Origin of the sequence: Sulfitobacter sp. PR48 (genome assembly GCF_028807335.1) — a bacterium.
GTDB lineage: Bacteria > Pseudomonadota > Alphaproteobacteria > Rhodobacterales > Rhodobacteraceae > Sulfitobacter.
The window spans coordinates 106,965-122,561 of the sequence record NZ_JARAMM010000012.1; the positions used below are offsets into that span (position 1 = coordinate 106,965).

The 15,597-nt window shown below is 58.2% G+C and carries 12 protein-coding genes; 4 read left to right on the forward strand and 8 right to left on the reverse strand.

Annotated elements, in window-relative coordinates:
* Nucleotides 1-29 precede the first annotated feature (29 nt).
* The 7 genes from PVW51_RS16675 to PVW51_RS16705 form a co-directional block, all read right to left on the reverse strand.
* The gene (locus PVW51_RS16675) at nt 30-1,685 is read right to left on the reverse strand and encodes an RNA-binding domain-containing protein (RefSeq protein WP_274576130.1); all 1,656 of its coding nucleotides are present in this window, start codon (nt 1,683-1,685) and stop codon (nt 30-32) included.
* Nucleotides 1,685-3,664 (reverse strand): site-specific DNA-methyltransferase, encoded by a 1,980-nt coding sequence (locus PVW51_RS16680; protein ID WP_274576131.1) that lies wholly within the window; start codon nt 3,662-3,664, stop codon nt 1,685-1,687. The genes PVW51_RS16675 and PVW51_RS16680 overlap by 1 nt, the downstream gene beginning before the upstream one ends.
* Nucleotides 3,661-4,347, reverse strand: a complete 687-nt coding sequence (locus PVW51_RS16685; protein WP_274576133.1) for a DUF4391 domain-containing protein — start codon at nt 4,345-4,347, stop codon at nt 3,661-3,663. Before PVW51_RS16685 ends, PVW51_RS16680 begins: the two co-directional genes overlap by 4 nt.
* Nucleotides 4,344-7,604 (reverse strand): helicase-related protein, encoded by a 3,261-nt coding sequence (locus tag PVW51_RS16690; RefSeq protein WP_274576135.1) that lies wholly within the window; start codon nt 7,602-7,604, stop codon nt 4,344-4,346. Before PVW51_RS16690 ends, PVW51_RS16685 begins: the two co-directional genes overlap by 4 nt.
* A gap of 265 nt (nt 7,605-7,869) precedes the next feature.
* Nucleotides 7,870-9,807: a type IV secretory system conjugative DNA transfer family protein gene (locus tag PVW51_RS16695; RefSeq protein WP_274576137.1), complete on the reverse strand. Its 1,938-nt coding sequence runs from the start codon at nt 9,805-9,807 to the stop codon at nt 7,870-7,872.
* A gap of 12 nt (nt 9,808-9,819) precedes the next feature.
* Nucleotides 9,820-11,463, reverse strand: a complete 1,644-nt coding sequence (locus PVW51_RS16700) for a relaxase/mobilization nuclease domain-containing protein (RefSeq protein WP_274576139.1) — start codon at nt 11,461-11,463, stop codon at nt 9,820-9,822.
* 223 nt (nt 11,464-11,686) lie between these two features.
* Nucleotides 11,687-12,235, reverse strand: a complete 549-nt coding sequence (locus tag PVW51_RS16705; protein ID WP_274576140.1) for a helix-turn-helix domain-containing protein — start codon at nt 12,233-12,235, stop codon at nt 11,687-11,689.
* A 677-nt stretch (nt 12,236-12,912) separates the two neighbouring features.
* Between PVW51_RS16705 and PVW51_RS16710 the strand changes: the two genes are divergently transcribed.
* Both PVW51_RS16710 and PVW51_RS16715 read left to right on the forward strand, forming a co-directional pair.
* The gene (locus PVW51_RS16710) at nt 12,913-13,704 is read left to right on the forward strand and encodes an AAA family ATPase (protein WP_274576141.1); all 792 of its coding nucleotides are present in this window, start codon (nt 12,913-12,915) and stop codon (nt 13,702-13,704) included.
* Nucleotides 13,697-14,386 (forward strand): hypothetical protein, encoded by a 690-nt coding sequence (locus PVW51_RS16715; RefSeq protein ID WP_274576142.1) that lies wholly within the window; start codon nt 13,697-13,699, stop codon nt 14,384-14,386. Before PVW51_RS16710 ends, PVW51_RS16715 begins: the two co-directional genes overlap by 8 nt.
* On the opposite strand, the gene PVW51_RS16720 is transcribed toward PVW51_RS16715, so the two are convergent.
* Nucleotides 14,343-14,762, reverse strand: a complete 420-nt coding sequence (locus PVW51_RS16720) for a hypothetical protein (RefSeq protein ID WP_274576143.1) — start codon at nt 14,760-14,762, stop codon at nt 14,343-14,345. The genes PVW51_RS16715 and PVW51_RS16720 overlap by 44 nt on opposite strands.
* Nucleotides 14,763-14,863: 101 nt before the next feature.
* Here PVW51_RS16720 and PVW51_RS16725 point away from each other — a divergent pair, with 101 nt between their 5' ends.
* Entirely contained in the window at nt 14,864-15,043 is a 180-nt protein-coding gene (locus tag PVW51_RS16725; protein WP_114295055.1) for a hypothetical protein, read from the forward strand.
* A gap of 160 nt (nt 15,044-15,203) precedes the next feature.
* Entirely contained in the window at nt 15,204-15,473 is a 270-nt protein-coding gene (locus tag PVW51_RS16730; protein ID WP_274576146.1) for a hypothetical protein, read from the forward strand.
* Nucleotides 15,474-15,597: the final 124 nt, after the last annotated feature.

Sequence of the window (15,597 nt, forward strand, 5' to 3'; positions counted from 1 at the left end):
CGTAATTTCTTTCGTAGGATGTTCTTGTTTCATTCGCACAGCTTCCATTGTGGGGCAGGTTTGGAGCCAGCGTTAAAAATCACGTCTTTGCGCCGTAAGCCGCTGAGAAGGTTTCCGATTTTGTTTCTCTTCTGCGTGTCATCCAAGGCGTCGCTTAACTTGTCCCAGAGCAGGTCATCAACGTCCTTTCGTGAAGCGCTGCCGAACTTTCGTAAAAACTCAACCACCATGTCCGCGTAATGCTGATCGTCAAACGCACGGGTCTTGATGTATTCGGCCTTCTTGGACGATGCAGCCGCGACAGCAGCCGAGACGCGGAACCGAGGTTTACGCCCCTCAACCAGCCCCTTGCGCTTCAGAGCCTGGATCGCCGCATCCGGCACCTCCAACCTTTTCTGCACCCGGTCCAGCGCCAGCACGTCGGTCAGCTTCAAGCCGCCGTTTTCCATCAGAACGCGTGTATAGGCCGGATCGACCACCCCACCATAGACCGTCATCACCACTGCATCGCCCGACACCTCGTAATCCGGCATCGGAAGGTAGCGCCGACGCTGCGTTTCATACATCCGCTGAATGCCATAGCCCATCTGGTCGATCATGTTCAGCTCGACCATGGCCTGCACCAGATAGGGGTTGCGATAGCCCCTCGGCGTCTTGTCGCCGCGCACATAATCCTCGGGTGCGCCCTCAAAGAACCGCCCTGCGTTTTCCAACACCAAGCGATCCGGCCGCTCGGTCACGATGATCCGCTGGTTCTGGCGGTAATCCTGATGGGCGATGCAGTTGTGCAGCGCCTCCAGCACCACCTTCTGGTCGTATTTCGACACCTCATGCGGCAGTAGCTCGTCATCGGGGAGCAGGCGCAGCTGAATGTTGCGGATGCGTTGATAGAGCTGCGAGGTCGCCAGCAGGAATGGCGGGCCGAAGTGTTCATAGGCCGTTTCCGGTCCGACCAGCTTCCATGTCATCTGTGCGGGATGGGGGGATATCAGGTAGGCGCTTTCCGCGCGCCCCAAGAGCAACAGCGCCGTGCGGGTCACCTGTCCGCGTTGGGTCACCTTCGCGCGGTCCAGCAGGGTCGCCACCGGCCAGCCGCGCACCTCATCCGCATTGATCCGGTTTTGATGCTTCAGGGCAAAGTCACTGCGTGCGCGCTCCACTGCCACGGGGTCCAGATCATCCAGCGTGGCGCCGTCCACCAACTGCGCGCTCCAATCGTCGTGCAGGGTCTGGTTGCGGATCTCATCTTGCTTCGCAAAGCCAAGCGCGCTCAGGCTTTCCCCTGCCCGCGCATAGGTCTGCCCCTGCCACGCAATGGGAATACCCCTTGGCGCGGGCGGAATCTCCAGCATGACAACCCGCTTGCCGTCCACATCCACCTCATGGATTTGCCGGAATGTGGTTGTCGGGTCTGCACCTTCGGCAATTTGTTGTTTCAGGCTTTGCAGATGCGCGGGGGCGGGCCGGTAATCCGTCCCCACGACAGTCCTGCTTTTGTTGTTCACCCCGAACACAAGCCAGCCCGCATCCACGTCCTTCAGGTTTGCCTCATTCGACAGGGCCGAAAAGTATTTCCCGATATCCCCTGTGGAATAGGAATTGGACGCCTCCTTGAACTCGACCACCTCGTTTTCCCAGGTGGCGATCAGGTCGGTCAGTTTTTGGCGCAGTGCGGCGGGGGTCATCAGATGGCTTTGACGTCTGTGTCGGGCGACAGGGATTTAAAGATCTGTTTGACGTTGATCTTTGTCGCGTCGTCCTTGAAGCCTGTGTCCTTGAACACCACGCGCAGGGGATGGCGGGTGGCGAGGGTTTTGACGAGGGTTTCATCCACACCGTTGTCGAAGCAGGCGATCAGGGCGGTGCCGGCGACGGTGAAGACGGTCTTGCCGTCAATGCTCTCGCGGGTGATGGGCAGGGTCAGGTCAACGCCCCAGTCCAGCAGCACCTGAAACAGCAGGTCTTCGGGGCTGCGGTCGGGTTTGATTTTGTCCACGCGGGCCAGCAGGTCGGCCTGTGTGGTGGCGTCGGGGGTGTAATAGACATCGGCCATGTTCGAGCTGTCGATTTTCAGCACGCGAAAGCCCACATCGCGGTTCCAGTCGGGGTGACACTCCCCTTCGAGAATCTTCGCCCCTGCACGGCGGATGCGTTCTTTGGTGATTTCCGCAATATTCTCAAATCCAGCACGCCCGGCATCAGAACCTGGATCTATTTTTTCAGGTAACTGCACCAGTATTGATCGTAAGTTCAAACCCGTTCGAGCAGAAATTTGCCTTACCGCATGACCAGCGGTTCCCGAGCCAGCGAAAAAGTCCAAAACTACATCATCGTTTTTCAGGCTGACTATCGACGCCAGATCATTAATCAGCTTCACGGGCTTCTTGCCACTCCGAAAGTCCACACCGCCTTCATGGCGACAGTTCCCAAAATCTCCGGCCAAATCGAGGAACGTAATTATAGGCTTAGTTTTAACAGATGCTTCCTCTACTTTTCCGGATGGCACGCCCTGGAAATACTTTCCTTTCGTTGCCCCTTCGCGCTTAGGTCCAGTGAAGTATCTATATGGTAGTTGATCGTCTCCGATACCCCAGACTTTATATAAGACGCCCAAACCATCGTCCGCCACGCGGCCGCCTAAGTGGTCTCTGAAGAAACGTCCAGAAGAATTTCCATCTAGAATTGAGCCGGTAGCCCAAATCTCCTTCAAGCCGTCAACAGAGGGCTCAACTTTTTTGAAGGAGTAGCCGTCAGGCTCAAATATATCTACTCGCTTTCCACCCATTTCAACGGTTCTTGGAGTGCTAGCTTCCACTACCTGCCAGCAAAATTTGTCATAACTATAGTCTTCTAAAGGTTGGACGAGCTGCACATCACTGCGAGATTTCGCATAGACCAATACGTTCTCGACAACCTTCTGAAAAAGCATGTCTTCAACGAGTGTTTTTCCTTCATATCTGACTTTTATTGTATACGTGCAAAGTAGATTTTCAGGACCAAAGATTTCATCACAAGCCTTGGATAAGTTCACTAACTCATTGTCATCTATGCTTACGAAGAACAATCCATCTTGAGTAAGCATATTTCTCGCAAGGCGGATCCTTGAATAAATCATGGACAGCCAGTCAGAATGAAATCTACCGTTCGCCTCTGTATTTGAAATAAGTCTGTTGCCGTCTTCATCAACCTGAAGAGACTTTTCAAAAAAAGCGCCTGAGGTTTCTGAAAAATCGTCCTCGTAAATGAAATCCTTCCCCGTATTATAGGGCGGGTCGATATAGATCATCTTGACCTTACCCAGATACGTCTCTTGCAGCAGTTTCAGCGCCTCAAGGTTGTCGCCCTCGATGAACAGGTTGCGGGTGGTGTCAAACTCCACCGACTCCGCCCGCACGGGCCGCAGGGTTTTCGCAATCGGCGCATTGGCCGTGATCAGCGCCTGCCGCTTGCCCGGCCAATCCAGATGATACCGCTCTTGCGGGCCGTCCACGATGCTGTCGCTGAGTTCCTGCCGCAGCAGGTCAAAATCCACCGCGCGGCGCAGCGTGCCGTCCGGCCCCCTGCTTTCCGTCACGCAGCCCGGAAACAGCGCCGCGATCCGCTCCACATTCTGCGCGGTCAGGTCGGGACTGTGCATCTTCAGCTTTTCAATCTCGTCACTCATGGTTTTCCCCCGCCCGCTTTATTCGGGTCTTTCATATGGTCAAAGGCCGCCTGTGCCTCGGCCAGTTGACCGTGCAGAGTCACCTTGATGTTGAACTGGCTTTCGCGCCTCAATCTCGATTGAAGCTGCGCAATCTCACGTTCTTTTGCCCTGATTGCTGCCAGTCGCGCAAGGCGGGTCTCCACATCCTCGCCCGGCACCGGCGCAACCGGCATCAGCGCGGACAGCATCCTGTCATAGAGCACACCCATGTTGACCGCCACCGGCAAGGGCGCGCGGGGGGCGTCACGCGCGGTCCACTCCCCCCGCAAGAGATCGGACAGCACCCATTTGCCGCGCTCCGCCTCGGACGGGCGTTTGTAGGCGGCGGCGGGTTGGATACGGTCACCCGCCACCAGCTCGAACAGCAGCGGGAAGGGAATGGCGCGATCCATGGCGCGCAGGATGTCGTCATGCAGCGCGTCGCCCTTGAGCGTGACGCGGAACACCTGAATTTCCGGCACGGCGGCTGTCGCAGGCAGGTTCAGCGTTTCGGGGGCGAGCTTGTGCGCCCATGTGATCTGATCCACCTCACGCACGAAACGCTCGCGCAGCGCCGTGCTGGCGGCGGCCCCGTCATAGATGCGGGTCTTGGGGATCACGCGTTTGAGGGCGGTCTGGGGTGGGTATTGATACAGCGTCATGGGTCGCGCACCACGATGAAGGCGATGAGCTCGAAATCCTCCAGCCCCGCGATGGTCTGGGTCAGCGCCGTGGTATGCCCGCCCGAGAACAGGCTGTCGATATCACGCTCCTCCTTGACCTCGATCATCGAGCGGATGGCGTCGTTGAGCAGGTTTGAGTAGGTGCCCATCTTGCGCCCGTCCTGCGTTTCCGCGTTGAAGGCTGTGCACAAGTCGCGAATGGGCTGTGTGACGCCCTTGCAGCCCGACCGGATCAGATCGAGCAGGCGTTTGACCTGTGTCTGGTCCGCGATGATCTGGCCGTCCTGACCGATATAGATCAGGTAATAGGGGTGCAGGCGGTTCTGCTGGCCCACGTTCACGCTGTCATGGATGTTGCGCAGCGTGAAGATCACGCCGGGATGCAGGCCGCGCTTGGGGTCCGACGGGATGACCGTGTGCAGCCCATGCGGCATGCGCGGCAGGTCATCATGGGTCTTGAGGTAGTTGAGCAGGTCCATCCGGAAGTCGTTCAGGCCCAGGTCGGTGATGGAAATGCCGGTCTTCACGTCCTCAAGCTCGATCACCTCGTTCTGAAGGCGCTGAAGTTGGTCCTTGCGGTAGGCGACGTCCGAGCTTTTGGAGGTGAGCACGTTATCCTCGCCGGTGCCCGCCATGTCGACGATATGCATCCGGTTCTCGACGCGTTCCTTAAGGTTGATGTATTCGTCCAGGCTGATGTCGGGCCAGTAGTTGGACAGCTGGATCTGGGTGTTGGGCGAGCCGATGCGGTCGATCCGGCCGAACCGCTGGACGATGCGCACAGGGTTCCAGTGGATGTCATAATTGATCAGGTAGTCGCAATCCTGAAGGTTCTGCCCCTCGGATATGCAGTCGGTGCCGATCAGGATGTCCAGCTCAGCCGGATCATCGGGCACGATCTTGTCCTTCTCTTTGGCGCGGGGGGCAAAGAGCGTCAGGACGGATTGGAAGTCATAGTATTTCTTGAGCGTGGTTCGCGGATTGCCCGATCCGGTGACAATGCCGCTTTGAATGTTCTGTGCATCGGCGAAATGTGGCGCGAGCTGGTCAAACAGGTAGTTCGCGGTATCGGCATAGGCGGTGAAAACGACCACCTTGCGGTTGCCGGGGTTCAGAGGGTTGGCCATCTTTCCGGCGATCTCGGCAATTAGATGCTGAAGCTTCGCGTCGTCTTCGGGCGTGACCTTCTCCATCTCGGCAATCAGGCCATCGATGATGATCTTGTCGACCGACAACTCCTGCTTCCAGGCCGTGACGTCCATATCTGCCAGATCAATCTTGATCTTCTTACCTACAGAGAAATCGGCGAAGTCGTCATCCTCGTCCGCAACAGCTTCCAGGTCGATGTCCAAATCCTCGACCGTCGCTGCACCGCCGGAAGCCTCGAACTGGGCAATGGCATCCAGCGTCCGGCCGATATTGCCGGACAGCGCGCCAAGGGTCTTACGGAATGCATGGACAGAGCTTTCCAACCGCTTGAGCAGGTTGGTCGTCATCAAGGCTTGCAGGCTCTTCTCGCGGTCAGCCTGTTTCAGCGTGCCTTTGCCGCCCTCCGTCTTGGTGTCATAGAGGTCTTCGTATTTTTTCAAACGACTGGGCTGGATATAGTTGACCGGTGCATAGACGGCCATTTTCAGGTCGCTCAGCTGGGCGAATATCTCATTGAAGCCGATGACGTCGTCACGGTGCGTGATCGGCAGATGATGTGACAACGGCTTCAGTCGCGTTGGAAACTTGCCGATGTCCGCCGTGTCGTAGAAGGTTTCGATATGCTTGCGGGATCGCGCGATCGTCACCGCATCGAGCAGCTCAAAGAAATCGAAATCCAGTGCCCTTAGGATGGAGGCTGGCGTCCTTTGATCCGGGGGTAAGTTGGACCAGACGTTAAACGCAGTCTGCGCGCGACGAAATATCTCTTCCACGCTGGTCTTGGTTTTCAGGTTCTTGCTCAGGGCATCTGAATGCCCTTCATAGGCAAGCGCCAGTTGGTTTCTCAGATCTGTGAAACGATTGTTAACCGGCGTCGCCGACAACATCAGGACCTTGGTCTTGACCCCGGCCTTGATCACCTGGTTCATCAGACGTTGGTAACGGGTTTCGCGATCCTTGTAGACATCGTTGTTCCGGAAGTTGTGGGATTCATCGATGACGACCAGATCGTAATTGCCCCAGTTCACACGATCGAGCCGCATCCCGAATGACTCGCCAGACGTTCGTGAAAGGTCCGTATGGCACAACACGTCGTATCGAAACCGGTCCTTGGCGAAAATGTTGGTGGTCAGGTTTGCATTATAGTTGCGCCAGTTGTCTGCTAGCTTTTTCGGGCACAGGACCAGAACGTCCTTGTTGCGCAGTTCGTAATACTTCACCACCGCCAGAGCCGTGAAGGTTTTGCCCAGCCCCACACTGTCGGCCAGAATGCACCCGTTATAAGTTTCCAGCTTGTTGATAACGCCGACGGCGGCATCTCGCTGGAAATTGAAGAGCTTCTGCCAAACAAGACTTTCAAGATAACCGGTTCGATCCTTAGGCAGAACGTCCTCATCGATCTCGCTCAGGAAGTCGCTGAACAGGTTGAACAGAATCATGAAGTAGACCCGTTCGGCAGGATTCTCCTGGTACACGGACTCGATGTGCTCAAGGACTTCGGCCGTGACATCTCGCAGCTTTTCCTCATCATTCCAGATCTGGTCAAAGAGGTTCAGGTAGGTCTGCGCAAACTGGGGCTCATCCATGACCTGTGTGTAGCTTGAGACCGCATCCCCGCGCTGATACCCGAGGTCAACAGCGGTAAACCCTGACAGCGGCATATAGGCCGCACCGGTCTCGGACCGCTGCACATGTCCGAACTGCTGCATCGGTGCTGATGTGACGTTCGACTTGAAGCGCGCCTTTTTGCGGATCCAGTTGGCACATTCCCGCGCGACCGCCCGTTGAGTCATCTTGTTCCGAAGCTGAATTTCAAACTCGCTGCCTGAAAGCGTTTCTGCCGCTCGCCCTTTGGGAATGAAAAACTCACGCTTCTCCTTCTTGATGCGGTCGATCGCACCGTTTGGGGTAAACGTCGGTGTGGTAAAAATGAACTCGAACTCTTTTAGTTCACTCAATTCCGTTTTCAGGGCATCGAATGCGTAAATAGAGAAGCACGCGGCGGCGACCCGAAATTTCGACGCGCCGGACAGCTCGCTTTTCAGATCATCTCCCAGCAGCGTGGTTGTGTTGTCGACAATCCGCAAAAGTTCCCCCATAGGTCATATGTTCGGAAATGATGTCACACTAACTCTCGCGGCAGAATGTGCAACGCTTTGAAAATAAATGCGCAAAGCTGTTTACACTGCCAAAAAGAATAACTCGGAGCCTTGGGCGAAGCCAAGCGTCAGCCCTTCTCCAAGCATTCGGCCATCGGCCGCCCCATGACCTTAATCCACTACCTAAGCCCAGACTAGGATCGTAAGCGCTTCTAAAGCCTTGGTTTCTATTTGTTTAATAATTTAGAAGTGGTCAGGCTGTACTAGTTCCGGCCAAGCCTGAGCTCCGTTGCCTACGACCAGATCGTGTTTTCTTTGGCTGTGCCCTAGCGGCTTCTGCGTATCCCTGTAGCGCGCCTGTATAGGTCTGGACCGCAGTCTCGAATTCCTTGTCGCCCATGGAAATCGCCGCGGGTGCTGCGGGTTCTGGTTGCTCGAGGGTGATTTTCCTCGGCCTGTTCGAGACTGGCGCTGCAGCAGGAGGATATGGCAAGGCATGCCCTTGCCGTGCTTTGTCGATCTCCTCAAAATGCCAGTCCGCATAGTAACGGATGTGATCCGCCTTGATGGGATATTGCCCCTCGGGCAGGACAAGGACCTTGTCGAGCGGGAAACGCAGCAATTCAGCGGGCGATACCAACGCCCGTTCTTCCGAGCGACGGCTGATATTTGCGCTCTCCGAGAGCTTGCGCACGGTTGCCTGTGATCTGGTCTTGCCTACGATCGTGCGCTTGCCGAGGGCTGCGGACAGCACGTCGGCGGTACGATCATCCTGCGGGGTCATGTAAATCTGTACACCCGCACCGGCCTGTAGCGCACGGCGGTCGGTTTCGCCGTAGATGCCCTCAAGACCGGGGATCGACTGCGAGATGATAAAGAGCCGCCCGCCATAGGAGCGGATCGTCTTGATGCTTTGCAAGACCAGGGGTTGTTTGCCCAGTTGGTCGAATTCATCCATCAGGAACATGACGGGATGTGGCTCGTCCGGTCCGGGATGCGCGCGCTGCAGACATGCGATGGCATCGGCGAACAGGAGCCGGATCAGGGGGGCCAGTGTTTTCAGGTGCTCCGGCTGCACGACAATATAGAGCGACTGTGGCTCTCGTCGGAACGTCCCGAAGTCGAAATCGCTTGCCTGTGTTGCCCGGTCCACCGCCGGATCGAGCCAGAGCTCCAATCCGGCCCCGCGGATCACACTGACATAGGAATCGAGAATCTTATCCACTTCGTCGGCCATGCTCAGGAAAATCTCTGCCACCACCGGGTTTGCGGTCTGCATGGCGGCCCGTTTGTAGAATTCCTTTTTATTGCCGCCGCCAGTCATGATCCGCAACGCCTCACCGATCGTCGGCTTTCCGGTCTCGATGGCATAGAGGCAAGACGCCACGAACAGGCTGCGTCCGGCCTGGAAAAAGCTCTGCGCGTTCACGCTTTCGACGATGAGGAACAAGTCCGCCATGGTGTTTACGGCGGTGTATTGCTGCTCGGGGCTGGGCAGATCGGCAATGCGCTGGAGAGGATTGAACCGGTGCGTGCGGGTCAGGACAGGCCCGTTTTTACCTTCGGGCTGAACGTAGTCATAGGGCGAAAAGTACCAGACCTGATTGTTCAGCGCCTTTTGGCGGTGGATGGATGTCTTCTCGAAATTCTCGCCCTTGACGTCAAGGATCACGGCACTGCCCTGGAAGTGCAAAAGGTTTGGCAAAACGAAGCCTACCCCTTTGCCCCGGCCCGTTGGCGCGATCATCATTGCGTGTGGGAAGCGATCTGGCGTGGCCGACACGAAAGGCGCGCGGGACGCAGGTGACCCGAGCTTGCCGAACAGAAAGCCGTTCTGGGAAAGAGACGCCGACATACGGTTGCGGCGGAGCTCGGGACGCGACTGGAAATGCGCATCATCATAATCGGTGAGCGACCCGCGATGAACGGATGTCGCTCCTGTCGCCGCCAGAAGCAGGGCAGGAAGTGCCGTGATGAGCCACGCAGTATGTTCCACCGCAGGGTTTGCCTTGATCCGTGGATCAGACAGATTGAGCAACCAAAGTTCGAAAATATCGAACCCACCCAGGTCTTCGCCAAATCGCGCCATCAGATAGAGCGTGGCGATCGCGGCACCGATCCAGGTGCCAACACCGAGACCGAGCAGGATGGCGATCGGATACCGCCAACGGCTTTCCATTGCATGCAGCATGTTTTGAATCCTCTAGAGGCCGTAATCGCCACTGGTATCGTCCCGGTCGCGCCCCCGCTCCTCGGCGCGCTCGAAAGTCTCGATACGGGTCCGGTAGGTGGCGGCGGGTTCGCTGTCGCGACCGGCAATGTCATCACCCGCATCCACTGCGGCGATGGCCTTTAACTCCGAGAACACGGCTTGTCGCAGACCAGGGTCTTCGATGCGGTCCATGAGCGGATCGATCCGGCCCGCTGCCAGCTGATCCATATCCCCGTCGCGCAGGTCTTGCCGCACGTCGGAGATCAGCTTGTCCAGCGTAGCGATGTCGGCAAGGCGACTGCCCTGCCCCGCGTCGAGAATGTCCTGACGCGCCAGATCCGCCAAAAGATCACGATCCATGTGCAGCCCCGCAAAAACATCACGCGCGCGCGCCTGCAGATCGCGTTCCAGCCCAAGCCAGTCCGCGCGCTCCTGTGCGTCCACTGGGCGTGAGGCTTCGAGTTGCGCCTCGCTGCGATGGGGTGCGGTGAAACGGGCAGCGACTTCTTCGACGCTGCTGCCCGCCTCCTCGAGCCGTGCCTCCATCGGTGCCAGAACCCGCGCCAATTCCGCCCGGAAATGACCCAGTGCAGCATCGGCCTCTGCGACGAGCGGATTGCCCTCGTCTCCTGCCCGTGCAGCCAGCCCCGCAATCCCCTGCACACTGTAGGGATCGCGCTCGGGCGACACCGATGAAGAATGATCCGCAAGAAAGTCGCGGCCCAGAAGCGTGCCCATTTCGCGGGCCTGCCCGGCAAAGAGCTGTTCCAGTTCGACCTTTTCGGCACCGGGCGCCATGTCCTGAATGGCGCTCCAGGCGGTGTCGGCTTCCGCTTGCAATGTCTCGCGGGCGGCGATCAGACGACCGATCACATCCGCTCCGGCAACGGGGATCTCAACCCCTTCGGCAAACCCTTCTTTCACCGGCATTCCTTTCATCAAGTTGGTGGCGGCAAGCTCTGCGCCCACCGCGATGCGCCCCATCCATCCATCCGGAGGGGTGTCGGCCTCCAGGCCCATCCCCGCAAGTTGCGCCAGCTGCCGATACCCCTCGGCGTGTGTGCGTATCTCGGCCTCTCGCAGAGCGCGGCTTTCAGGATCCAGCGGGGCAACCACTGGCTCCCGTCCCTCCTTGCGGGCCGCCTGCAAATCGGTGTCCCGCGGGGCGTTTTCCATGATGCCACGCGACAGACGGGAAGAGGCGTTCAGCACCAGCCCGTGCTCGCCCGCGATCTGCGCATGCAGCTCGCGCATCATGTCATAGCTGATCTCGGAATGGCGGCTGATCGAGAGGAACTTGCCGTCCTCCATCCCGACCTTGTCAACAAGAACATGGGCATGCACATGATCTGTGTTGCAATGAAGGGCCGCCACATACCGATATCGATCCCGGTAATCCCCGCCGAACACCTCCTGCGCCCATTCGCGCGAGATGGCTTCCGCCAACTCCGCCTCGGTTCCCTTGGGAAAGGACAGGATGATGTGATCGGTGTGACCCCGTTTCGGCGCCCCGCACCAGGAAGCACTCCAATCGGCAATGACATTTTCCATGCCGCGCTCGCCAAAGACACGATCGATGCCGATCTGGTTCGACCAGGCTGCGACCTGCGCCTCGTCGCGCAGGATGTATTTCATCTGTCGGCGTAACTCTTTGGGTGAATGACACCCGCCCGTGCCAACCCGCTTCACCACGCTTTGCGGCACCCGCAGCGCGTTCCAGGACATTACCGCAACTGCCCCGCCGGACGTGCCACGCCGACGGCCCGAAGAAACGCGCGCTTCGCCTGCCATGGCTGCAGACCGCCGCCCCACATGAGGCAGTATCTCGCCTAATACCGCCTGCTGGAGGGTGCGTGTTTCAGCCATCGCGCTGCCCCTCCCCAACGTCCCGAAGTTCGGACACCCGGACGAAGGACCCGCGCAGCGAGGCCGCGCGCAAAGCCTGCACAGCCCGGGCAACCTCTTCGGCCCGATCCGCAAGCCGACCGACCAGTGCCGCGTCGCGCGCGTTCCACCGCAGCTTGCCCGCATGGGCAAGCTTCAGCATCTGCACAAGATTGCGCGCCAAGGCATTGAGCTGATTGGCCGACGCCTTGAGCGCCGTGACCTCGTCCCGGCGAAACGCGACAATGCCGGATGACAGACGGATCATGTGCCGGAGCAGACCCGACGTGGTCATGCCCGTCTCAGCCACAAGCGCCTCGAATGCTTCGGCCTCACGGGCGGACACCCGAACCTGCAGCACGCGGCCCTTTGTGGTTCGATCCGTCACCACGCCGCGCGCCCGCACGCGGGCGACAGTGGGCCGGGAGCAGCCAACACGCGCGGCGATCTCCCCATCGCCAAGCCCTTGCGCGGCGAGCCGGAGAACCTCCTGTCGGGCAATGGTGGAGAGGCGTTTGGACATCGGCGGCAAGATTTATCATTAGATATCTTTTGTAAACACGAAAACTCTAATGAGTCGTCGCACAAGTTTTGTCATACACAATACCGTTCCTGTCAACGTCCCTTTGGTCCGTTGTCGCACCTTCGGTGATCAGCAGGCAGGGCCTTGGCCATGCCTGCTGTAAACCCCACGCGACAACGAACAGACCGAAGGGACACCGCCTCCCCCGCGCCGCGATCCGGGACCCCGGCCCGGATCCTGAACAGGCGCGGGAATGACGTCGGCGCAGCCGACACGATATCCCTTCATTGGCGTTGAATGCTCAAAGGGGTTCTCCCGGAAGGAGAAGAAGACCTTGTGGGATTGGAACGCCTGCACGGCCCCGTGCGTATTACCTCGGCGCTGATACGGATAGTCGATGGTCAGGTGACCCGACACCTCGAAGGCTGATGGCAGCATTGAGAAATTGTCACAACGACGCGATGGCGAAAAGGATGGGCGCTGCAATGACGGTCGGCGTGAGTGACCGGCTGACCGATTGACCGAACGCGTACGCAGATGATCGCCAAAACAGCACATCGCCATAGCAGCTGCACATCTGTCTGACCCAAAGGTTGAACGCCTTTATCGCGCAAGGTCTGGACGCCATCCCGAGGCATCGCCATAACGGCACAAAATATACGTTATGGAGACATTGAATGCTTGTTGTGACGGCCATCTCCGCGAAGGGCGGTTCGGGAAAGACAACTCTCATACAGATGCTTGCGTCCGCCATGTTGGCACGCGGCCGCCGTGTGCATGTCATGGATGCGGATGCTGACAAGCAAATCCTCGAATGGGAATCAAAAAGCGCGCGCGCCGACTTCGGTGATCTGCCACGCCTTCCATGGCCCACAGGCTTGACCGTGGCCGATGCCCCCGAGACCGTTGAAGGCCTTTACCACGCGCTGGACAGCTTTGAGGCTGAAGGTGTTGATCTGGTTCTGATCGACACCCGCCCCGGCGAACACCCCGACACCGAAACACTGGCGCTGGCCTGCGACATGATCCTGGTGCCGGCCGTGCCGGTACAATCGGATTTCGTGGCGGCCCTGAAAACACTGACATGGGTTATGCGCATGATCGAGACCCTCGGGCCGGATGACCCCGCCCCGCTGTTTTCGGCGGTATTGATGAACGCGGACAAACGCGCCATCGATTTCGTGACCGCAGGCGATGACTTAGAGCGAGATGCAGCAAGACGCAGGGTTCACCGGCAGGACCTCGAAGTCTTCGAGGTGATTTCTTCCCTGCCGCTCCTACCAACGCCGGTGCCCCACCTCGCCGCAATCCAGCGCATGCCGCTGACCGGACCGCTGGGACACGTGCGGGAAATCTATGAACAAGACATTCGTTATCGGTTGCAGGCGGGGCATCTTTCCTCGGCCCTCGCCCTATGCAGTGAGACCCTTTGCGACATTGAGACCATGGTGGACGCCGCCAATGGCTAGGAAGATTCCAAACCGGTCCGGGACCGCTATCTCGAACGAAGACAGGCTGGCACGGTCGCGGCAGTTCACCACGAGCGCAACGAAATATGCCGCATTCAATCAGAGTACGGCGGCAGCGGTCGCGACAGAAGGCCCAGCGGCAAATTCAGTGGACAAGAAAGAACCCCGGAAAGGGGAAAAGGCGGCTTTGGCTGAAACGGCGCGTATCAACCCAGGGGTATCCACCCAGCCGTTGGCGGACGATGCTTGCAGCAATAGCACCGAAGCGCAGTCTCGAACCTATTACGTGCGCATCGGGGCTGAAGGTCAGGCACGCATTGATGCGCTGGCAGAACGATCTGACCTTGACCCGGATTACGTTCGGCGTGCCTTGATCAAAGCGGTTCGCGCCCGCATGCAAAACCTGCGCGACACCGCAACCTGGCATGAGATTGCCTCCGCTGCTCGACCACGCCTGGCCGAGGTAAAAGGCACTGGTGCCCCCTTCATGAAATCGATGATCAGGCTCGACGCCGCCCATGCGGCGGCGTTGCAGACAAGCATTGATGACCCGCTCAACGTCTATGGGGTGACGCAACTGTTATCCGCCTTCGGCAAGGCGCTGCTGAGATCCGAGATCGAAGAGCTTGCTCAAAAGATCAGCGGCATCGAAGCCCGGGCAGCGCGACCTGATCCAGCGTAAAGGCATCGCGTGCAGTCACGACAGCGATTTGACCGCCTGTCTCGATCATGTCGATGAGCTGCGCCCATTCGGCAGGATCAGCATCTCGGTGCGTTGCGATCCCGTCCCGCACGGAGAAGGCAGCCTGCTCTCCACTCGCTGCAAGAAACACAACTTTTTGCGGCGTTCTGCCGTCTTCGAAACGCAACAAAAAATACGAGTGGTTCACGTATGAGTTGTAGACATGGTCGGGATCGCAAACTAAGAGCACAGTCCCGTCGTTCGCTGTCGCGGCATAGGTCTCCAGACCTCGCGACACGCCGATCTCCCATTCGGCAGCGACAGCCGATGAAGCCGCGCCCAGAAAGAGCGCAATGTATAGAGGCCTGTAAAGCAAGTTTGTAAACTCCGTTTTGTGTCGGTTAAGTATATAGGTGCAGGCAATTACCCACCACCTGAAAACTGCGGCTCCGACCAAATGGAGGTCAGGAGTAAAGTATGAAAAATTATGCGGGTCATCCCGTCGAAGTTATTTGGGCGACAATAAACGGTGAAGATGTCGAGGTCGGCGTCGTGTTCCGATGGAATTGCGGCATGCGCCGTACCAGATGGTCCGATGGCTTTGATCAGGCAGACAGCGCAAATTTGAAGTACGTTCCTTATGATGACGCAGGATAGACCGCCATCAGCCCTACGATGTTTGCAAGCGACTGGAGCAGGACGCGGTTGTGATCCGGGGGCAATGGCACCGAGAGAGAGCACACGCGGGAAAGAGATCGTTGCAAGGGCGACGACGGTTTGCAACCCTACCAAAGAGAACCGATAGGAGACCCATGAGATGAAAGAGATTTTCAACGTTGGCGAGACAATCTTGCTTGACGGCACGCCGCTTGCACTCGTGACCCGCGATGGCGTCAAGGCCTGGATCGAAGACAGCATACAACACAGCTTTCGCTACGACCGGGTGCGTGATCCTTTCAGCGGGCAGATGAAATACCGCTGCCTCTACGAGAAGAACGGGTCGGATATGCCATTCGCGCTGGTAGGCGATCCTGACAGTGAGGAAGGCGCTCGCGTTATCCTGTTCGACCAGAAGCCAGACCCATAGCCCTTCGGAATCTTATGCCAAGTGGCGAAGACTAGAGCCCCTCGGCTTCGCCCGGCGGCAGCGTCCGCCTTGCAAGAGGGATGCAGACCCGTCAGGGCTCAAAGCGGATCGTGAAGGCGACCAT